This window comes from Streptomyces chrestomyceticus JCM 4735 (assembly GCF_003865135.1).
GTDB classification, from domain to species: Bacteria; Actinomycetota; Actinomycetes; order Streptomycetales; family Streptomycetaceae; genus Streptomyces; species Streptomyces chrestomyceticus.
Map to the genome: position 1 here is coordinate 4722207 of NZ_BHZC01000001.1, position 20921 is coordinate 4743127.

16 protein-coding genes and 1 pseudogene are annotated in these 20921 nt (G+C 69.5%); 11 read left to right on the forward strand and 6 right to left on the reverse strand.

The annotated features are described in order from the left end of the window. The first annotated feature begins 365 nt into the window (after positions 1 to 365). The 4 genes from EJG53_RS20285 to EJG53_RS42615 all read left to right on the forward strand — a co-directional run bounded on the left by EJG53_RS20285 (position 366) and on the right by EJG53_RS42615 (position 4258). Positions 366 to 1037 (forward strand): PadR family transcriptional regulator, encoded by a 672-nt coding sequence (locus tag EJG53_RS20285; protein ID WP_125046026.1) that lies wholly within the window; start codon positions 366 to 368, stop codon positions 1035 to 1037. Positions 1038 to 1085: 48 nt separating this feature from the next. Beyond that, a complete protein-coding gene (locus EJG53_RS20290) occupies positions 1086 to 2168 on the forward strand; it encodes an inositol-3-phosphate synthase (RefSeq protein WP_125046027.1) in 1083 nt (360 codons plus the stop codon). Positions 2169 to 2246: 78 nt separating this feature from the next. Continuing rightward, the gene (locus EJG53_RS20295) at positions 2247 to 3506 is read left to right on the forward strand and encodes an MFS transporter (protein ID WP_125046028.1); all 1260 of its coding nucleotides are present in this window, start codon (positions 2247 to 2249) and stop codon (positions 3504 to 3506) included. Positions 3507 to 3616: 110 nt separating this feature from the next. Next, positions 3617 to 4258, forward strand: coding sequence for an LppU/SCO3897 family protein (locus EJG53_RS42615; RefSeq protein WP_244955239.1), 642 nt, complete (start codon positions 3617 to 3619; stop codon positions 4256 to 4258). Between the two features lie 68 nt (positions 4259 to 4326). Here EJG53_RS42615 and EJG53_RS20305 read toward each other — a convergent pair. Then, a pseudogene (locus EJG53_RS20305) lies at positions 4327 to 5801 on the reverse strand (CCA tRNA nucleotidyltransferase). A 210-nt stretch (positions 5802 to 6011) separates the two neighbouring features. On the opposite strand from EJG53_RS20305, the gene EJG53_RS20310 reads away from it, so the two are divergent. The 3 genes from EJG53_RS20310 (at position 6012) to EJG53_RS20320 (ending at position 12611) form a co-directional block, all read left to right on the forward strand. Next, a complete protein-coding gene (locus EJG53_RS20310) occupies positions 6012 to 8375 on the forward strand; it encodes a DUF6049 family protein (RefSeq protein ID WP_174856430.1) in 2364 nt (787 codons plus the stop codon). A 46-nt stretch (positions 8376 to 8421) separates the two neighbouring features. Continuing rightward, the gene (gene murJ, locus EJG53_RS20315; RefSeq protein ID WP_125046030.1) at positions 8422 to 10782 is read left to right on the forward strand and encodes a murein biosynthesis integral membrane protein MurJ; all 2361 of its coding nucleotides are present in this window, start codon (positions 8422 to 8424) and stop codon (positions 10780 to 10782) included. A gap of 107 nt (positions 10783 to 10889) precedes the next feature. Next, entirely contained in the window at positions 10890 to 12611 is a 1722-nt protein-coding gene (locus tag EJG53_RS20320) for a protein kinase family protein (protein ID WP_125046031.1), read from the forward strand. Positions 12612 to 12885: 274 nt separating this feature from the next. Here EJG53_RS20320 and EJG53_RS20325 read toward each other — a convergent pair whose 3' ends face one another. Further along, entirely contained in the window at positions 12886 to 13311 is a 426-nt protein-coding gene (locus EJG53_RS20325; RefSeq protein ID WP_125046032.1) for a hypothetical protein, read from the reverse strand. A gap of 302 nt (positions 13312 to 13613) precedes the next feature. Here EJG53_RS20325 and sigM point away from each other — a divergent pair, with 302 nt between their 5' ends. The 4 genes from sigM to trxA all read left to right on the forward strand — a co-directional run bounded on the left by sigM (position 13614) and on the right by trxA (position 16714). Further along, positions 13614 to 14309 (forward strand): RNA polymerase sigma factor SigM, encoded by a 696-nt coding sequence (gene sigM, locus EJG53_RS20330; protein ID WP_125046033.1) that lies wholly within the window; start codon positions 13614 to 13616, stop codon positions 14307 to 14309. Continuing rightward, positions 14306 to 15244, forward strand: a complete 939-nt coding sequence (locus tag EJG53_RS20335; protein WP_125046034.1) for an anti-sigma factor family protein — start codon at positions 14306 to 14308, stop codon at positions 15242 to 15244. Before sigM ends, EJG53_RS20335 begins: the two co-directional genes overlap by 4 nt. 117 nt (positions 15245 to 15361) lie before the next feature. Then, positions 15362 to 16336, forward strand: a complete 975-nt coding sequence (gene trxB, locus EJG53_RS20340; protein ID WP_125046035.1) for a thioredoxin-disulfide reductase — start codon at positions 15362 to 15364, stop codon at positions 16334 to 16336. A gap of 51 nt (positions 16337 to 16387) precedes the next feature. Continuing rightward, positions 16388 to 16714 carry a thioredoxin gene (gene trxA / locus EJG53_RS20345; protein ID WP_125046036.1) on the forward strand — a complete coding sequence of 109 codons (327 nt, stop codon included), beginning with the start codon at positions 16388 to 16390 and terminating at the stop codon, positions 16712 to 16714. A gap of 82 nt (positions 16715 to 16796) precedes the next feature. Here trxA and EJG53_RS20350 read toward each other — a convergent pair whose 3' ends face one another. The 4 genes from EJG53_RS20350 to rsmG form a co-directional block, all read right to left on the reverse strand. Continuing rightward, a complete protein-coding gene (locus EJG53_RS20350) occupies positions 16797 to 17414 on the reverse strand; it encodes a GNAT family N-acetyltransferase (protein ID WP_125046037.1) in 618 nt (205 codons plus the stop codon). Between the two features lie 307 nt (positions 17415 to 17721). Further along, positions 17722 to 18822: a ParB/RepB/Spo0J family partition protein gene (locus EJG53_RS20355; RefSeq protein WP_125046038.1), complete on the reverse strand. Its 1101-nt coding sequence runs from the start codon at positions 18820 to 18822 to the stop codon at positions 17722 to 17724. After that, positions 18819 to 19895, reverse strand: a complete 1077-nt coding sequence (locus tag EJG53_RS20360; protein WP_125046039.1) for an AAA family ATPase — start codon at positions 19893 to 19895, stop codon at positions 18819 to 18821. The genes EJG53_RS20355 and EJG53_RS20360 overlap by 4 nt, the downstream gene beginning before the upstream one ends. A gap of 254 nt (positions 19896 to 20149) precedes the next feature. After that, the gene (rsmG, locus tag EJG53_RS20365; RefSeq protein WP_030017065.1) at positions 20150 to 20875 is read right to left on the reverse strand and encodes a 16S rRNA (guanine(527)-N(7))-methyltransferase RsmG; all 726 of its coding nucleotides are present in this window, start codon (positions 20873 to 20875) and stop codon (positions 20150 to 20152) included. Positions 20876 to 20921: the final 46 nt, after the last annotated feature.

The window sequence follows — 20921 nt, forward strand, 5'->3', positions numbered from 1 at the left end:
GGAACGAATACTCCTCGGGCAGGCGCGCTATCTATCTCGTCGCCTGAAGGCGGCAGTTGGCTTCAGGTCCCCCCGACGTACGGCACCCATATGGCGCATGGGGTCGCACTACACCGAGGACGGGGACGTCATGTTCCGTCCCGCGGTTCCCGGCAGTTTGCATGGCGCACAGACTACGCACGGCCAAAACCTGCCCACCGTCGAAATTCACTCCAAATCAGTCAGGTTGGGTAGAACGAAACGGTGATGTGATGGCGTTCACCGTCCCCCCTCTTGTTCCTCCCCGGGGGCCGATCTATCGTCTGGATGTATCGGTTCGATACATCAGCTCGGCATAAAGAGCGCACGACACCAAGGAGGCGGACATGAGCAGGCGGTCCGGCATCCTTGAGTTCGCCGTCCTCGGACTGCTCCGCGAGTCCCCCATGCACGGCTATGAGCTGCGCAAACGGCTCAACACCTCGCTGGGGGTCTTCCGTGCGTTCAGCTACGGCACGCTCTATCCCTGCCTGAAGGCACTGGTCGCCAACGGCTGGCTGACCGAGGAGACGGGCGGTTCCCCGGAACCCACGTCCCTCACCAACCGCCGGGCGAAGATCGTCTACCGGCTGACGGCGGAGGGGAAGAGCCACTTCGAGGAGCTGCTCGCCCACTCCGGCCCGGACGCGTGGGAGGACGAGCACTTCGGCGTCCGCTTCGCCTTCTTCGGGCAGACCTCGCGCGACGTACGGATGCGGGTCCTCGAAGGCCGCCGCAGCCGGCTGGAGGAGCGCCTCGAAAAGATGCGCACCTCCCTGGCCCGTTCGCGTGAGCGGCTGGACGACTACACCCTCGAACTTCAGCGGCACGGCATGGAGTCCGTGGAACGCGAGGTCCGGTGGCTCAACGGGCTGATCGAGAGCGAGCGCGCCGGCCGCGACCAGCGCGCCGTCGACCCTGCCGAGCAGCACCAGAAGGACACGTCAGGAGATGCGGGCGGTCTGCCCCGGCGTCGGGGTGGTTCCCGGCCGGATCCGTCCGATGACACCACCACATGAGGTCCCGCAGTCAGCGGGACCTTGTCGAGATCACAGGGAGCAACCGGAATGGGTTCGGTTCGCGTAGCCATCGCCGGCGTGGGCAACTGCGCCGCCTCGCTGGTACAGGGCGTCGAGTACTACAAGGACGCAGACCCGGACACCCGCGTGCCCGGCCTGATGCACGTGCAGTTCGGCGACTACCACGTCCGTGACATCGAGTTCGTGGCCGCTTTCGACGTCGACGCCAAGAAGGTCGGCCTCGACCTGGCGGACGCCATCGGTGCCAGCGAGAACAACACCATCAAGATCTGCGACGTGCCGAACTCCGGCGTGACCGTCCAGCGCGGGCACACCCTCGACGGTCTGGGCAAGTACTACCGCCAGACCATCGAGGAGTCCGACGAGACGCCGGTCGACATCGTCCAGGTCCTCAAGGACCAGCAGGTCGACGTCCTGGTGTGCTACCTGCCCGTCGGCTCCGAGGACGCCGCGAAGTTCTACGCGCAGTGCGCCATCGACGCCAAGGTCGCCTTCGTCAACGCCCTCCCGGTCTTCATCGCCGGCACCAAGGAGTGGGCGGACAAGTTCACCGAGGCGGGCGTGCCGATCGTCGGTGACGACATCAAGTCCCAGGTCGGCGCCACCATCACGCACCGCGTGATGGCCAAGCTCTTCGAGGACCGGGGCGTCGTCCTGGACCGCACGATGCAGCTGAACGTCGGCGGCAACATGGACTTCAAGAACATGCTGGAGCGTGAGCGCCTGGAGTCCAAGAAGATCTCCAAGACCCAGGCCGTCACCTCGCAGATCCGCGACCGCGAGCTGGGCGAGGACAACGTCCACATCGGCCCGTCGGACTACGTCGCCTGGCTGGACGACCGCAAGTGGGCCTATGTGCGCCTGGAGGGCCGCGCCTTCGGCGACGTCCCGCTGAACCTGGAGTACAAGCTGGAGGTCTGGGACTCCCCCAACTCCGCCGGTGTCATCATCGACGCCCTGCGCGCCGCGAAGATCGCCAAGGACCGCGGCATCGGCGGCCCGGTGCTCTCCGCGTCCTCGTACTTCATGAAGTCGCCGCCGGTGCAGTACTTCGACGACGAGGCGCACGCCAACGTCGAGAAGTTCATCAAGGGTGAGGTCGAGCGCTAAGCTCCGCGCCCTCCCCCGTGCTCACAGGCCCCCGGAAATTCCGTCCGGGGGCCTGTGAGCTGTGTGAGGCTGGGTCTCATGCCCGTTGTGCGTGACCTCCGCGTACTGCTCCAGCTACGCGACTTCCGCTCCCTGCTGGCCGTGCGGCTGCTCTCCCAGGCCGCCGACGGCGTCTACCAGGTCGCGCTCGCCACGTACGTCGTCTTCTCACCCGAGAAACAGGCTTCACCCGCGGCCATCGCCTCGGCCATGGCGGTCCTGCTGCTCCCGTACTCGCTCCTCGGCCCCTTCGCCGGCGTCCTCCTCGACCGCTGGCGCCGCCGGCAGGTGCTGATGTACGGCAACCTGCTGCGCACCGCACTCACCGCCGGAACCGCGGCCCTGATCGCCGCCCAGGTCCCGGACTGGCTCTTCTACGCGTCCGCCCTCTCCGTCATGGCCGTCAACCGCTTCGTGCTGGCCGGGCTCTCGGCCTCCCTGCCCCGCGTGGTCGACGGTACGGAGCGCCTGGTGCTGGCCAATTCCCTGTCTCCGACCGCCGGCACCCTCGCGACCACCGCGGGCGGTGGTCTCGCCTTCACGGCACGGCTCGCGGGCATCGAGTCGAACTCGGCCGTCGTGGTGCTGGCCGCGGCCCTCTATCTCTGTGCTGCCGGGGTCTCCCTGCGGATGGCCCCGGGGCTGCTGGGACCTGAACCCGGCGAGCTGCAGCCGCGGTTGGGCATCGCCGTGTCGAGCACCGCCCGTGGGCTGGTCGAGGGCCTGCGTCACCTTGCCGAACGCCGTACGGCCGCGGTGGCGCTGACAGCGATGACCGCGCTGCGCTTCTGCTACGGAGCGCTGACGGTGATGGTGCTGATGCTGTGCCGGTACGCCTGGTCCGACAGCGAAGCGAACGGGCTGGCGCTCCTCGGAATCGCCGTCGGTGTGTCGGGGGCCGGCTTCTTCACCGCCGCGGTCGTCACGCCTCCGGCCGTTGCCCGGTTCGGTCCCTTGGCCTGGATGGCGTGCTGTGCGGGACTGTCGGCCGTGCTGGCTCCGACTCTGGGGCTGACCTTCGCGTACGGCCCGATGCTGGTGGCCGCGTTCGTGCTCGGTCTCAGCACTCAGGCAGCCAAGATCTCCACGGACACGGTGGTGCAGTCCTCCGTGGACGACGCCTTCCGCGGTCGCGTCTTCGCCGTCTACGACATGCTCTTCAACGTCGCCTATGTCGGTGCCGCGGCCGTGGCGGCGCTGATGCTGCCGCCGGACGGCACGTCGAGTCTGCTCGTCATCGGCGTCGCCCTGCTGCACGCGGCGACCGCCGCGTCGCTGGTGCGCTTCCTGCGGAACTGAGGCTCTGGCCTCCAGACACTCACCGTGCGCCCGGGCCTCTCGTAACCCGATACGTTACGTGCTTCGCACGCACACACGACGCATCGTTCATCAGGGGGACCTTCGTGACCATGCCGCCGCCTCCGGGCCAGAATCCGTACGGACAGAATCCCTATGGGCAGGGTGCCTACGGGCAGAATCCGTACCCGCAGGCACCGAGCGCTCCGTACGGGCAGCCGCCGCAAGCGCCGAGCCCCTACGGGCAGCCACCGCAGGCTCCCCAGGCGCCGTACGGCCAGTCTCAAGGCGGCTACGCGTACCCGCCGCAGGCACCGCAGCAGCAAGGTGCGCCCTGGCCGCAGGCCGCGCCCCCTCAGCAGCCGTACGGCATGCCGCCCCAGGGGCCGACTCCTCAGCCGCCCAGGCCGCAGCGGCCGGACACCGTGGGCCGGAAGGTCACCCGCGTCGTCATGACCTTCGTCGTGCTCGGCCTGGCGCTCGGGGGCCTCGCGGCCTTCAACTCCTTCTTCAGCTCGGACGCCAAGAAGGCCGCCGTCGGTGACTGCATGAAGAACAACGGCACGACCATCCGGCCGGACCTGGAGAAGGTGGACTGCTCCTCTTCCGGTGCCGCCTACAAGGTCGCCGAGGTACATGACGACACCGCCGACGAGAAGCTGTGCGACCTGACGAAGTACAGCGCCTACTCGGAAGCCACCGGACGCAGGCACCGCAACAAGGTCGTCCTCTGCCTCGAAAACCTCAAGAAGTAGGGGCCGCGATGTGTTTCACGTGAAACACGGCCTGGCTCCGGCATCGTGTTTCACGTGAAACAGCAGACTCAGCTCTGCGTGGCCCACCATTCCTGCAGGGCTGCGACGGCCTGGTCCCGCTCCATCGGCCCGTTCTCCAGGCGCAGTTCGAGCAGGTACTTGTACGCCTTGCCGACCGCCGGGCCAGGGGCGACACCGAGGATCTGCATGATGTCGTTGCCGTCCAGGTCCGGCCGGATCGAGTCCAGCTCCTCCTGCTCCTGCAGACGCGCGATCCGCTCCTCCAGACCGTCGTAGGCCCGGGAGAGCGCGTTGGCCTTGCGCTTGTTGCGGGTGGTGCAGTCCGAACGCGTCAGCTTGTGCAGGCGCCGCAACTGCGGGCCCGCGTCCCGCACGTACCGGCGGACCGCGGAGTCGGTCCACTCGCCCGTCCCGTAGCCGTGGAAGCGCAGATGCAGCTCCACCAGCAGCGAGACGTCCTTGATCATGTCGTTGGAGTACTTCAGCGCGGTCATCCGCTTCTTGGTCATCTTCGCCCCCACGACCTCATGGTGGTGGAAGGAGACCCGCCCGTCGCTCTCGAAGCGCCGCGTCTTCGGCTTGCCGATGTCGTGCAGCAGCGCCGCCAGCCGCAGCACCAGGTCCGGACCGTCCTCTTCGAGGTCGATGGCCTGCTCCAGCACCGTCAGCGAGTGCTCGTAGACGTCCTTATGACGGTGATGTTCGTCACTTTCCAGCCGCAGGGCGGGCAGCTCCGGCAGCACCCGGTCGGCGATCCCCGTGTCGACCAGCAGCCTGAGCCCCTTGCGCGGGTGTGCGCCCAGCAGCAACTTGTTCAGCTCGTCCCGCACCCGCTCGGCGGAGACGATGTCGATGCGCTCCGCCATGGCCTTCATGGCGGAGACGACGTCCTCGGCCACCTCGAAGTCGAGCTGGGCCGCGAACCGGGCCGCCCGCATCATCCGCAGCGGGTCGTCGGAGAACGACTCCTCCGGCGTCCCCGGCGTCCGCAGGACGCGCGCCGCCAGGTCCTCCAGACCGTTGTGCGGGTCGATGAACTCCTTCTGCGGCAGCGCCACCGCCATGGCGTTCACCGTGAAGTCCCGGCGCACCAGGTCCTGCTCGATGGAGTCGCCGTAGGACACCTCGGGCTTGCGCGAGGACCGGTCGTACGCCTCGGAGCGGTACGTGGTGACCTCGATGTCGAACGAGTCCTTCTTGCAGCCGACCGTGCCGAAGGCGATACCGACCTCCCACACCGCGTCCGCCCACGGCCGCACGATCCGCAGCACGTCCTCGGGCGGGCGTCGGTGGTGAAGTCCAGGTCGTTGCCGAGCCGGCCGAGCAGGGCGTCCCGCACCGAACCGCCGACCAGGGCAAGCGTGAACCCGGCCTCCTGGAAACGGCGGGCCAGGTCGTCCGCGACAGGGGAGACCCGCAACAGTTCGCCGACGGCACGGCGCTGCACCTGGCTCAGTGCGCTCGTCGGCTGCGAGGTCCGCTCGGACTGCGGGGCGAGGAAGTCATTGTTGGCGTTCGGCACAACAGAACAGGGTACGGGTCCGCGCCCGGCAAAGCGTCCTGTCACCCGCCTCGCCGGGCATCCCCGGTAAAAGGGGACAAGGCCTTCCGGCGGCCGAGCGCCGGGCGATCTTGTGGAGCAGTCCCCAGCACTTCGGCACAGCAGGTCTCGTTACCATGCGTGGACGCACATTCCGACGACCACTGACGACGACGAGGGACGGGCGAACGCGTGGCCGAGGCGGCAGGGTTGCAGGGGAGTGAACGGCCGCGCGGCCGGTGGTCGCGCCGAGTCGCGGCACTGGTCGCCGGAGTGCCTTTGCTGATGGCGATGGTGCAGTTCCCGGCCGCCCCCGAAGCCCGTGCCGCCGGACCGCGCACCGTCGACGTCTCCATCGACGCGCTCACGCCCACCGTGCCGAAGAAGGACGACACGCTCACCGTCTCCGGCACGCTCACCAACCGCAGCGACACACCGGTCACCAACGCGCATGTGGGCCTGCGGCGGGGCCAGGCCCTCACCAGCCGCAGCGCCATCGACACGGCCGCCAAGCGCACCGGCTTCTCGTCCGGCGCGGACGGCGAGGAGATCAAGAACGGCACGCAGAAGATCGACAAGCTGGCCCCGGGCGTCAGCCGCGCCTTCACCCTCCATGTGCCGGTCAAGGACCTCGGCCTGGGGGACGACGGTGTCTACCAGCTCGGTGTCTCCTTGTCCGGCCGGTCCGGCGGCTCCTCGTACGAGCAGGTGCTCGGCGTCCAGCGCACGTTCCTGCCCTGGCAGACCTCCGACGTGGCGAAGAAGTCCCAGCTCACGTACCTGTGGCCGCTGATCTCCTCGACGCACCTCACCGCGGAGACGGACGCGGACGCGGAACAGACCCCCGTCTTCCGCAACGACAACCTGGCCGCGGAGATCGCTCCCGGCGGGCGGCTCCAGCAGCTCGTGGCGCTCGGCAAGGACCTCCCCGTCACCTTCGTCATCGACCCGGACGTGCTCGCCTCCGTCGACGCGATGACCAAGACGTACAAGGTCGAAGGCCCGAACGGCCCCACGGCGGGCAAGAACCAGGCCGTCGCCAAGCAGTGGCTGGGCCAGGTGGAGGAGGCCGTCAAGACCCACGAGGTCGTCGCCCTCCCCTTCGCCGACCCCGACCTGGCCTCCCTCGCCCACCGCGGCAAGGAGGTCCCCAGCGCCCTGGGCCACCTCGGCCCCGCCACGACGCTGGCGGCCACGACCGTGGAGACGATCCTGGGCGTCAAGCCCCGTACCGACTTCGCCTGGCCCGCTGAGGGCGCCGTCGACTCCTCGATCGTCGACGTGGCCACCTCCGGCGGCGCGCACAACATCATCGCCCGCAGCGACAGCCTCCAGGAGAACGACCTCTCCTACAGCCCGACGGCGGCCCGCCCCATCGGCGGCGGGAACACCGCGATCGTCTCGGACGCCCGGCTGTCCACCGCCTTCGAGGGCGACCTGTCCAAGGCCGAGAACTCCACCCTCGCGATCCAGGAGTTCCTCGCCCAGAGCCTGATGGTCAACGGCCAGGAGCCCGAGCGGCAGCGCAACATCGTCGTCGCCCCGCAGCGCACACCGTCGGTCAGCCAGGCCCAGGCCATGGCCGCCGGCGTGAAGAGCCTGGTGCCCGGCCGCTGGGCCGAACCGATGAACCTGGCGAGCGCCGCCAAGGCCACGCCGGACCCCGACGCCAACCGCGACGTGCCCCGGAGCTCCGCGTATCCGGCCTCGCTGCGCGAGCAGGAACTGCCGACCGCGGCCTTCGAGGAGATCCAGGAGACCCAGAGCACGCTGGACGACTTCGAGCCCGTGCTCTCCCAGCCCCCCCGTGTGGTGACGCCGTTCGGCAACGCCATCATGCGGGAGATGTCGACCGAGTGGCGGGGCGACGAGGCGGGCGCCGCGGCCTTCCGCAGCTCCGTACGCACCTACCTCGACGGTCTGACGAAGAACGTGCAACTGATCCAGAAGTCGGACGCGACGCTCTCCGGGCGCAGCGCGACCATTCCGGTGACGGTGCAGAACAACCTCGTGCAGGGCGTGAAGAACCTGACGCTGGAGCTGACGTCCTCGCAGCCCAACCGCCTCGACACGGGAGAGCCGCAGGAGATCACGGTCGACGGCGGCCACAGCCAGTCGTTCAAGTTCGACACGACGGCGAACGCCAACGGTCCCGTGCAGGTGACGGCGCAGCTCTACACCTCCGAGGGCAAGCCGTACGGCCGGCCGATGACCTTCCAGGTCAACGTCACCGAGATCACCTCGACGATCATGCTCGTGATCGCCGGCGGCGTGCTGCTGCTCGTCCTCGCCGGTGTGCGCATCTACCTCCAGCGCAAGCGTGCCGCCCGGCACGGCGACGAAGGGACCGGCGGCGAGGGCGCCGACGGGGCCGGCGGCGGCGCGGGGTCCGGCGGAGCCGGCGGCGAAGGGGCCGACGGCGGCAGCGGGCACAGCGGCGGAGCCGACGACGGCGGTACGGACGGTGACGGGCCGGTGCAGCCGGGTGACCCCGAGCCGGACACCGGTTCGGGAAGCACGGACCCGTCCGGCTCAGGTGAGAAAGTGGACCGTTGATAGATGGCGGGGCCGGATGGCCGGCGACGGATGAGGTGGGGCAGCGATGAATGCGCCGTACGACGGTGACCGCGGCAGGGGTGCGCGCGGCACTCCTGCGGGTCAGGGACCGCCGACGCCTCAGGGGCAGCCGCCCCAGGACCCGTACGTGCAGGACGCGTACGCCAACGACCCGTACCGGGCGCAGGACCCCACGGCCCAGGACCCGGTGAACGACGTCCTCTACGACCGGTCGGCCCACCCCCCGCCGGCCCCCGGCCAGGCCCCGCACCCGCTCTACCAGCAGCCACCTGCCCCGCAGCACACTCCGGACCCCCAGGTGTGGGCCCCGCCCCCGCCTCCCGAGCCCCAGGGCCCGACCCGGCACCTGCCGTACGGTGACGACGCCGCCACGACGCAGTTCGTGGGGGTGGACGACCTCATCACGCAGGCCGCCGACGAGCGCCCCGGGCAGGACGCCTTCGCGCACCTGTACCGGGACCAGCAGCAGCCGTACGAACCGCAGCGTCCTTATGAGCAGCAGCGCCCCCACGAAGCGCAGCAGCAGCCGTACGGCCAGCAACGCCCGTACGGACAGCAGCGCCCCCAGGAAACACAGCAGCCGTACGGGCAGCAGCCCCCGCAGGGAACACAGCAGCCTTACGGCCAGCAGCGCCCGTACGAGCCGCAGCAGGCGATGACGCCGCAGCCGGACCCCGTTCCGCAGGCCGCCGCCGTGCCGGAGCAGCCGCCTGCCCCGGTGCCCGCGCCGGAGCCCGCCAAGCGCTCCGGCGGGCGCGCCTCCAGCCTGCTGAAGTCCAGCGCAGTCATGGCCGCGGGCACGCTGGTCTCGCGCATCCTGGGCTTCGTCCGCAACCTCGTCATCGCCGCGGCGATCGGCGTCGGCACGCTCAACGACTCGTACCAGGTCGCCAACACCCTGCCGACGATGATCTACATCCTGGTCGGCGGCGGCGCCCTGAACGCCGTCTTCATCCCGCAGCTCGTGCGGGCCATGAAGACCGACGAGGACGGCGGCGAGGCGTACGCCAACCGGCTCCTGACCCTGGTCACCGTGCTGATGGCCGGTGTCACCACGGTCTGTGTGCTGGCGGCGCCGGTCTTCATCGGCATCATGTCGCCGAAGATCGCCTCGGACCCCGAGCAGATGGACGTCGCGGTCGCCTTCGCCCGCTACTGCCTGCCGACCATGTTCTTCATGGGCGTGCACGTCGTACTGGGACAGATCCTCAACGCCCGCGGCCGGTTCGGCGCGATGATGTGGACCCCGGTCCTCAACAACATCATCGTGATCGCCACCTTCGGCGCGTTCATCTGGGTCTTCGGCAGCTTCTCGCACAGCGGTGTGGGCGCGGGCAACGTCTCCGCCGACGCGGTCCGGCTGCTGGGCATCGGCACCCTGCTCGGGCTGACCGTGCAGGCGCTCGCCATGTTCCCCTACCTCCGGGACGCCGGTTTCCGGCTCCGCCCCCGCTTCGACTGGCGCGGTCACGGGCTCGGCAAGGCGGCCCGGCTCGCCAAGTGGACCTTCTTCTTCGTCCTCGCCAACCAGCTCGGCATGGTCGTGGTGACCCAGATCGCCACCTGGGCCGGCTCGGTGGCCGAGAGTGAGGGCCACTCCGGCACCGGTATCACCGCCTACAACTACGCGCTGCAGCTCTGGCAGATGCCGCAGGCCATCATCACCGTCTCGGTCATGACCGCCGTCCTGCCGCGCATCTCCCGGGCCGCCCACGACGGGGACGAGACCGCCGTCCGCGACGACATCTCCTACGGGCTGCGGACCTCCGCGGTGGCCATCGTGCCGTGCGCCTTCGCGTTCGTGGCGCTCGGTGTGCCCATGGCGACGCTGATGTTCTCCAGCGCCGGCTCCGGCGCCACCAACATCGGCTACGTGATCATGGCGTTCGGACTCGGCCTGATCCCGTACTCCGCGCAGTACGTCATCCTGCGCGGTTTCTACGCCTACGAGGACACCCGCACGCCGTTCTTCAACACGGTGATCGTCGCGGCCGTCAACGCGGCGGGCTCCGGGCTGTGCTTCCTCCTCCTGCCGGCCCGCTGGGTCGTGGTCGGCCTCGCGGCGTCCTATGGCCTGGCCTACGCCGTCGGCGTCGGCGTGGCCTGGCGGCGCCTGCGCACCCGGCTGGGTGGCGACCTGGACGGACCACACGTCATTCGTACGTACGCCCGTCTCTCCGGCGCCTGTGTGCCCGCCGCTCTGGTCGGCGGCGCGGCCGCATACGGAATCACCCTGGCGCTCGGCAGCGGGGTCACCGGATCGCTGGCCGCCTTGGCCGGTGGCGGTGTCACACTGATCGCCGTCTTCTTCCTCGCCGCGAAACGGATGCGGGTCGAGGAGATGAACGCCATGGTCGGCATGGTCCGAGCCAAGCTGGGGCGCTGAGCGGGCACAACCATCGGCCGCAACCGTGTGTCGTGCATAGTGGCGGACTGTGGGCACAATTGTCTTGGCTCGTAGAGCCTGCAACGGATGGGGAGGCAGGAACGACGGTGGCGGAACGGAGCACGGCTGCCGTCGACGTGGCCGACACGAGCGGTGACGAACCGCTGACCGCCCAGGCGGGACAGGCCACGGACGACGGTGCGGAGGCCGAGAGCGTAACCGGCACGGACCAGGACACCGCACGCACCGGCGAACAGCCTGCCGCGGTGGCCGACACCAAGCCGCCCGAACTGCACAGCGGCCACAAGCTCGCCAGACGCTACCGCCTGGAGGAGTGCGTCACCCGTCTGGACGGATTCAGCAGTTGGCGTGCGGTCGACGAGAAACTGCGCCGTGCCGTCGGCGTACACATCCTGCCCGCGGACCACCCGCGTGCCCGCCCCGTGCTGTCCGCCGCGCGCTCCGCCGCGCTGCTCGGCGACCCCCGCTTCGTGCAGGTCCTCGACGCCGTCGAGGAGAACGACCTCGTCTACGTCGTGCACGAGTGGCTGCCGGACGCCACGGAGCTGACCGCGGTGCTCGCGAGCGGCCCGCTCGAACCGCACGACGCCTACCAGCTCGTCAGCCAGGTCTCCCAGGCCATGGCCGCCGCCCACCGGGAGGGCCTGGCCCATCTCAGGCTCAACCCCAGCTCGGTGCTGCGGACCGAGTCCGGGCAGTACCGCATCCGCGGGCTGGCCGTGATGGCCGCGCTGCGCGGCATCAGCAGCGACCACCCGCAGCGCACGGACACCGAGGCGATCGGCGCGCTCCTGTACGCCGCCCTCACCCAGCGCTGGCCGTACGAGAGCGACGCGTACGGCCTGTCGGGGCTGCCCAAGGACATCGGCATGATCCCGCCGGACCAGGTACGGGCCGGAGTGCACCGCGGCCTGTCCGAGCTGGCCATGCGGGCGCTGGTCAACGACGGTGCCACCGCCTCCCGACAGGAGCCGGCCTGCACCACTCCGGAGGAGCTGGTGAAGGCCGTCACGGCCATACCGCGCATCCGCCCGCCGGAGACCTCCTTCACCTCACCGCCGCCCTACCAGCGCACCGCCTTCCAGCAGGGTTCGTACGGGCAGCCCCCGTCGCGCAACGGCGGGGCGCCGACCCGGGCAGCGGCGGTGCCCGTTCCGCCGCCACCGCTGCAGAGCCGCACCGGCCGGGCCCTGAAGTGGTGCGTGTCCGGACTGCTGATCGCGGCGCTGGGGCTCGGTAGCTGGCAGCTGGCGGACACCCTCCTCAAGGACGAGGGCCAGGACAGCCAGGAGAGCACGCAGCCCGAGAGCGGCAAGCAGAAGAAGCCCGCACCGAAGCCGATCAAGATCGACAGCGCGACGGAGTTCTCTCCCCGCACCAGTTCGCCCGTCGGCGGCCGCTACAGCCCGGCGTCGAACGCGGTGGACGGGGACCCGGGCACCGCCTGGGTGACCGGGTTGTTCAAGGGCTGGGCGAACTTCGGCAACCTTCCGCAGCGCGCGGACGGCAGCGGCCTGGTCGTCGACCTCGGCAGCGTCCAGGACGTCTCCGAGGTGCAGGCCAGCATGTACCGGCCGGGGCAGACGGCCGAGGTGCTCGCCGCCGACCCCGAAGCGACGAACCCGACGACGCTCAACGCGTTCACAAAGCGTCTGTCGAAGCTGGAGAAGGCCGGCAGCTCACTGACCGCGAAGCTGGACAAGCCCGTCAAGACGCGTTACGTCCTGGTCCACATCACCGAGCTGCCCAGCGACGACGAGGAGGACGGCTACCGGGGCGGTATCTCGGAGATCAAGGTCAGCGGCTGACCCTCCGAGCGCCCTTCGCTGGGCGCTCGCAGGGCGCGACCTGCTCCCCGCTTGCGGGATCCGGCCAATTTCACGAGGTCCGAGCACGTGCTGCATCAGCAGCGCGTGCTCGGTTTTTTCGCGAGACGGTGGGGCGCTTCTGACGCGCGACTTCGACCCGAATTCCGGCAATTCACCCGTGAATCCGGCTGCTGCCGAAGAAGGGCCGTGAGCACACCGGGTCCCCGGCCGACGCATCGGCCGGGGACCCGGAAAACCGGAACCTACTTACACTTCAGTTCCACTTGGTGCAATACACCGTATTGTTGCCGAAGTACCCACAGGCCCGCACCGAGTATCCGGGGCCGTCGTTCTGGAGCTTGTTGTTCGCGATGGATGCCGTGTCGCCCGGGTCAAGAGTGAACCGGCGCTTCTGCACCAATCCCTTCCAGGTCTTTCCGCCGTTGCGGGAGACGTCCATCCAGAGCGCTCCCTCACTGTCACCCCCGTTCGACGTCATGCTCGCCATCGTCCAGTCGTGACCGTCCTTGCAGCGGTAGACGAGGAGCTTGACCGTGGCGTGCCCGCCGTAGGTCTTCACCGACAGCGTCTTGCGGTGGCTGCAGTTTCCCTTGGAGTACGCGGACGCCGAACCCGGCATCGCCCCCACGGCAAGGACCGAAGCCACCGCGATCAGCAGAAGACGCTTGAGGTTTTTCATACAGCAATTCCTTGAATCTTTGGCGGCAGACGAGAAGCAGCCGGTCGAACCGTTCCGCAGCGGGCGATTACCGGCGCTCCGTCTATGTGCGGCATCTTGATCGTTTCAGCCGTCACCGCGACTCGGCAACTCTCGCAATACGCGCTTTCAAGGCGGCGAAATGATGCCGCGCCCGGCGCCGGACAGTGGTCGGCACCCGCCGTGCCCGAGACCGGCCCCACGCCTGACCGGCGTTTACTTTCGCAGCCCGGCGGGCTTCAATGGAGCCACCTATCCGCTACCCGCCGCGAGCAGGGGGACATGTGGGGCCTGAGACAGGCGGCTCTGACGTGGTGAGCGACGGTGACCTCCTCGCGCGCCACGTGGCCGGCGACCCCGACGCCTTCGGCGAGATAGTCCGGCGCCACCGCGACCGGCTCTGGGCGGTGGCGCTGCGCACCCTCGGCGACCGGGAAGAAGCGGCGGACGCCGTGCAGGACGCGCTCGTCTCGGCCTACCGGGCCGCCCACACCTTCCGGGGCCAGTCGGCCGTCACGACCTGGCTGCACCGCATCACCGTCAACGCCTGTCTGGACCGGGCACGCAAAGCGGCCTCCCGCCGTACGTCCCCGGTCGCCGAGACGGAGCGGCTGGAGCAACTGCTGGAACCGCACGAGTCCGCCGCCGTGCCGGCCGAGCGGCAGGATCTGCACCGGGAACTGCTCGGTGCGCTGCGCACCCTGCCCGAAGAACAACGTGCGGCGCTGGTCCTCGTTGACATGCAGGGATATCCGGTGGCCGAGGCCGCCGCGATCCTCGACGTCCCCACGGGGACGGTGAAGAGCCGCTGTGCGCGAGGCCGGGCCCGGCTTCTTCCGATGCTCACCCATCTGCGCCCGGGTGAAGGGGATAGCAGACCCGTCGGCGGGGGAAGGAACCGGGCGCAGGGGACATCCGTCCCAGAGGCGGCAGGGCCGAAGGACACAGATGCCGTGAAGGGCGGAGGTGGGCGCTCGTGACTTCGACGACCGACACGGACGAGCACCCGGAGGTCTCCGAGATCTCCGCGCTCACGGACGGGCTGCTCTCCCCGTCCCGCACCGCGGACCTACGCGATCACCTCGCGTGCTGCGAGCTGTGCGAGGACGTCCATGCCTCCCTGGAGGAGATCCGGGGGCTGCTGGGCACCCTTCCAGGGCCTTCGCGGATGCCGGCCGACGTGGCGGAGCGCATCGACGCGGCGCTGGCGGCCGAGGCGCTGCTCGACTCCACCGCACCGGACCAGGAGCCGGCCGAGCGGGAGGTTCCGGCGGCCACGACCGTTCCTGTTTCACGTGAAACCGACACCGCACCCGCCACCGTCACCGCCCCTCCCGCGCCCGTCACCCGGCCCGCAGGGCACCCTCGGGCGGCTTCCGGCCCGGGGCGCCGTACAGCCGGCGGCCGGCCCCGCAGCCGACGCTGGCCGAGGGCGCTGCTCGGTGCCGCCGCTGCCGTGGCGGTCATCGGCGTCGGCGGGATCGTCATTCAGAACGCGTCCTCCGGCAGTGGCCAGGGGACAGCACAGAAGCCGCACACCGAGGCGGCGGAGAAGAGCGCCGGGGCCGCGTCCGCGCTGACGTCCGCCACCCTGGAGACACGGGTCCACGACCTGCTGGCCTCGTCGCACACCAAGAAGGCGCCGGACGTCGGCACGCAGAGCTCTCCCGACACACCGCTGCGGGGCGCGACGGACACCGTGCCGTCCTGCGTCCAGCGCGGCACCGGGCGGCCCGAGACCCCCCTGGCAGCCACGCACAGCACCTACGAGGGCCAGGACGCGTACCTCCTGGTGCTGCCGCACCCGACCGACGCCGACCGCGTCTCCGCCTACGTCATCTCCTCCTCCTGCGTCTCCGCGTCTCCGCCGGCTCCTGGCAAGGTGCTGCTGACCCACTCGTACCGGCGGGCCTGAACCGGCGGTAAGAGCGCCGGGGCTCCGCGGGAATGCTTGCCCCTTAGGATCCGTTGGGTGGGGTGAGAGTTCACCGAGAGCCCCAGCAAGCAGTCGGCAGAGACAAGGAAGACACCCGTGAGCGACGTCCGTAACGTGATCATCATCGGCTCCGGGCCCGCGGGCTACACCGCCGCGCTCTACACCGCCCGTGCCTCCCTGAAGCCGCTGGTTTTCGAGGGCGCCGTCACCGCCGGTGGCGCGCTGATGAACACCACCGAGGTGGAGAACTTCCCCGGGTTCCGCGACGGCATCATGGGCCCCGACCTGATGGACAACATGCGTGCCCAGGCCGAGCGCTTCGGCGCCGAGCTGGTCCCGGACGACGTGGTCGCGGTCGACCTGACCGGTGAGATCAAGACCGTCACCGACACCGCCGGCACCGTGCACCGCGCCAAGGCCGTGATCGTCACGACCGGCTCCCAGCACCGCAAGCTGGGCCTGCCCCGTGAGGACGAGCTCTCCGGCCGCGGTGTCTCGTGGTGCGCCACCTGCGACGGGTTCTTCTTCAAGGACCAGGACATCGCCGTGGTCGGCGGCGGCGACACCGCGATGGAGGAGGCCACCTTCCTCTCCCGCTTCGCCAAGTCGGTCACGATCATCCACCGCCGTGACACGCTGCGGGCCAGCAAGGCGATGCAGGAACGCGCCTTCGCCGACCCGAAGATCAGCTTCGTCTGGGACAGCGAGGTCGCCGAACTGCACGGCGAGAACAAGCTCTCCGGCCTGACGCTGCGCAACCTGAAGACCGGCGAGACCTCGGAGTCCCCGGTGACCGGCCTGTTCATCGCGATCGGCCACGACCCGCGCACCGAGCTGTTCAAGGGCCAGCTGGAGCTGGACGACGAGGGCTACCTCCAGGTGGAGGCCCCGAGCACCCGTACCAACATCACGGGTGTCTTCGCCGCCGGCGACGTCGTCGACCACACCTACCGCCAGGCGATCACGGCGGCCGGTACCGGCTGCTCCGCGGCCCTGGACGCCGAGCGGCACCTCGCCGCGCTCTCGGACAGCGAGGACGTCCCCGAGCCGGAGAAGACCGCCTCCGCCTGACTCCGCCCCTGAACGCCCCCGAGCCCCACCCCACCCAGTAAGGAGACTGCCATGGCCGGTGCCACGGTGACCGTGACGGACGCCAACTTCGAAGAGGTCGTCCTCAAGAGCGACAAGCCCGTACTCGTGGACTTCTGGGCCACCTGGTGCGGTCCGTGCCGCCAGATCGCCCCGTCGCTGGAGGCCATCGCCGCCGAGCACGACGAGATCGTCATCGCGAAGCTGAACACCGACGAGAACCCGACCATCACCGCCAAGTACGGCGTCATGTCGATCCCGACGATGAACGTCTACCAGGGCGGCGAGGTCGTGAAGACCATCGTCGGCGCGAAGCCGAAGGGGGCGCTGGAGCGCGAGCTGAGCGACTTCCTCGCCTGAGCGCACTCCGCGACCCGCACGAACGCGAACGGGCCCGCCCCTCCGGGGGCCGGGCCCGTTCGCGTTCGTGCAATCCCGCTCTTCAGAGCGGACGCAGAGCCGGTTCCTTCTGTACCGCGCCCAGGAGACGGTCGAGGGCCATCTCCACGTCTTCCTTCCACGAGATCGTGGTGCGCAGTTCCAGCCTCAGCCGGGGGAAGCGGGGATGCGGGCGGACCGTCTTGAAGCCGACGGCCAGCAGGTGATCGGCGGGAAGCACGCACGCGGGCTCCGACCAGCGGGCGTCACCGAACGCCTCGACCGCCTTGAATCCGCGGCGGATGAGGTCCTTGGCCACCGTCTGCACCATCACCCGGCCCAGCCCCTGCCCCTGATACCCCGGCGTCAGCCACGCCGTGAGGAGCTGTACGGCGTCGGGGGACACCGGGCTCGTGGGGAAGGCCGTGGAGCGCGGTACGTACGCGGGCGGGGCGTACAGCACGAAGCCGACCGGGACGTCGTCGACAAGGACCACACGGCCGCAGGAGCCCCACTCCAGAAGGACGGCCGAGATCCAGGCTTCCTTCTCCAGCTCGGGCCGGCCCGCTCTTACCGCGGCTTCGCCGCTGACGGGGTCCAGTTCCCAGAAAACGCAGGAGCGGCAGCGCTTGGGGAGATCCGGAAGGTTGTCCAGCGTGAGCGGTACGAGCCGACGGCCCATGAAGACAGGTCCTCGCTTCCCTCGCCCGCCGCACCGCGCGATACCGTCCGCACGTCCCGCTCTCTGAGCAGGCCACCGACGAAACCACCGACTGCCCCGAGGCCGAAGCCCGCTGCCAGCAGTCCGGTGCGGCTCACCGTTCGCATGGCTTACTCCTTGTTGTGGGGGTTTCCACGTGGATGTGCGCCATACCCGATCGCATCGTATCCACGGTCCGCCCACGCGGGTACCGCCACACAGCAAAGGACGGGCCGTGTTCCGTAATCCGCTGGGAACACGGCCCGCCCTCCGGGCCCGGGGACTCGGCTCAGTCCTCTTCGCCGTTGTCCTCGGTGAGGCTCTTGTCGAGCACCCGGCCCTCGCCGGGGGCCATGGTGCCGAGAATGCGCTCAAGATCTTCTATCGAGGCGAACTCGACGACGATCTTGCCCTTCTTCTGCCCGAGGTCGACCTTCACCCGGGTCTCGAAGCGGTCGGACAGCCGGGAGGCGAGGCCCGTCAGGGCGGGGGAGACCCGGGTGCCGGCCCGCGGCTTCTTCGTCTTGGCGGTACCGGCGGGCTCGGAACCCATCAGCCGCACGATCTCCTCGACCGAGCGCACCGAGAGTCCTTCGCGAACGATACGGCGCGCCAGCTCCTCCTGCTCGTCCGCGTCGTCCACGCCCAGCAGGGCACGCGCGTGGCCGGCGGAGAGCACCCCGGAGGCTACCCGGAACTGCACGGACGTCGGGAGCTTCAGCAGCCGCAGGGTGTTGGAGACCTGCGAGCGCGACCGGCCGATACGGTCGGCCAGCTCGTCGTGGGTGCAGCTGAAGTCCCGCAGCAGTTGGTCGTAGGCCGCGGCCTCTTCCAGCGGGTTCAACTGGGCCCGGTGGAGATTCTCCAGCAGGGCGTCCAGCAGCAGCTTCTCGTCGTCGGTCGCACGGACGATCGCCGGGATGCGCTCCAGGCCGGCCTCGCGGCAGGCCCGCCAGCGCCGCTCGCCCATGATGAGCTCGTACCGCTCGGGGCCGGTCTGCCGGACCACCACCGGCTGGAGGAGCCCGACCTCCTGGATGGAGGTGACCAGCTCGGCAAGTGCCTCCTCTTCGAAGACCTCACGCGGCTGCCGCGGGTTGGGCGTGATCACGTCGAGCGGCAGCTCGGCGAAGTGCGCCCCCGCCACCTCTCCCGTCACAGCCGCCGCTGCTTCGGTCTTCTGCGGCTCTTCCGTTTCACGTGAAACACTCCTGACCGCGATCGAGGTGACCTTGGCCGCCGCCACCCCGCGGTCCGGCGGCATGGCCGGCACCGCGGACGGCGAGGTCGCTCCCCGGCCCACCACGGGCGCGGTGCTCTCCGCTGCCTGCGGCGCCGCGGGGATCAGCGCACCGAGCCCACGGCCCAGTCCTCTACGTCGTTCGCTCACTGATTCCCCTCCGACATGCTGTGCTGTGGTTCGTAGTTCACGGTGAGTCCCTCGGAGCCGATCCCGGCCTGAGCGACCCCGCGCAAGGCAATCTCCCGGGCCGCCTCAAGGTAGGACAGCGAGCCGCTGGAACCCGGGTCATAGGTGAGGACGGTCTGCCCGTAGCTGGGCGCCTCGGAGATACGCACCGAACGGGGGATGCTGGTGCGCAGCACCTCGCTGCCGAAGTGGTTACGCACCTCCTCCGCGACCTGGGAGGCCAGCCGGGTGCGACCGTCGTACATGGTGAGCAGGATCGTCGACACATGGAGCTTGGGGTTGAGGTGCCCGCGCACCAGGTCGACGTTGCGCTGCAGTTGGCCGAGCCCTTCCAGCGCGTAGTACTCGCACTGGATCGGGATCAGTACCTCGGCACCCGCGACCAGTGCGTTGACGGTCAGCAGGCCGAGCGACGGCGGGCAGTCGATGAGGATGTAGTCCAGCGGCTGTTCGTAGGCCTTGATGGCCCGGTCCAGCCGGCTTTCCCGTGCCACCAGCGAGACCAGCTCGATCTCGGCGCCGGCCAGGTCGATGGTGGCCGGCGCACAGAACAGCCCCTCCACGTCGGGCACCGGAACCACGACATCGGCCAGCGGCTTGCTCTCCACCAGCACGTCGTAGATGGAGGGAACTTCGGCATGATGGTCGATACCCAGGGCCGTGGAGGCATTGCCCTGCGGATCGAGGTCGATGACCAGGACGCGGGCACCGTGCAGAGCCAGCGAGGCGGCAAGGTTGACCGTCGTGGTGGTCTTGCCGACCCCGCCCTTCTGGTTGGCGACCACCATGACCCGGGTGTTCTCGGGCCGGGGCAGGGCTTCTCCGGTGCGGCCAAGCGTCTGAACCGCCAGCTGAGCTGCACGACCGATCGGGGTGTCGTCCATGGGGGACGGCGTTTCACGTGAAACGTCATCCCTGAGCGACTCGCTACGGGGACCGGGGACCGGATCGGTCATCGGGCCCGCGATGTTGGCGTCGGACCGCAAGGATTCACTCTCCTCGACATCAGGCTCGCAGTGCTCAGAGCCTGCCATGCTTTCGGTGTCGTGAACCAGTGAGGTCCGCTCTCCTGTGGATGAACCCACCTCTGTGGATACTTCCGTCACCCCTGGGGGCTTCCGGTCACGCGGCGCGGCAGCCGCGCGACCACGGCTGATGATTCCATGCAGCAGAGAACGACGTTTCACGTGAAACACGATGACAGCGTTGCGTCCGTTTTGTACGCGACACTCCGCTTTGTGTCGTTTTGTTGGTTTGGCTGGGGTAGTCAGCAGGGCTACCGCCCCGCTCAGCGGCGCCGCCCCCGCTGCGCCCGGCTGGGCCGGGCCGCCTTCGCACGCTTGGCCGCGAACCGCACACCGCCAGGGCTCTCGCCGACCTCGACACGGACCACGGTCGACAGCGGATCCACGACCCCTTCACCGACCTGGACCACCGAGGTCTCCACGACACCGAGCTTGCTCAGCGCGGCGCGGGCCCCCTTCAGCTCCTCCTCGGCCGTGTCCCCCTTGAGCGCCAGCATCTCGCCGTAGGGACGCAGCAGCGGAACACCCCAGCCCGCCAGCCGGTCGAGCGGCGCCACCGCACGCGCCGTCACCACATGCACCTGCGGAAGCTTGCCCATGACCTCTTCCGCGCGGCCGCGCACCACCGTGACATGGTCCAGCCCGAGCAGCTCGACCACCTCCAGCAGGAAGTTCGTCCGCCGCAGCAGCGGCTCCAGCAGCGTGATCTTGAGGTCCGGCCGCACCAGGGCCAGCGGAATGCCCGGCAGCCCCGCGCCCGAGCCGACATCACAGACGGTGACGCCCTCGGGCACCACCTCGGAGAGCACCGCGCAGTTCAGCAGGTGCCGCTCCCACAGCCGCGGCACCTCACGCGGGCCGATCAGACCTCTGCGTACGCCCGCGTCGGCGAGCAGCTCGCCGTAGCGCACGGCCTCCGGAAAAAGCTCACCGAACACCTCACGCGCCACATCCGGCGCCGGTGGGAGCTCCGCTGCTGCGTCCGTCACGGGAAACGCCCTTCCTCTGGACTGTTATAAGGCTGACAAGATGTGG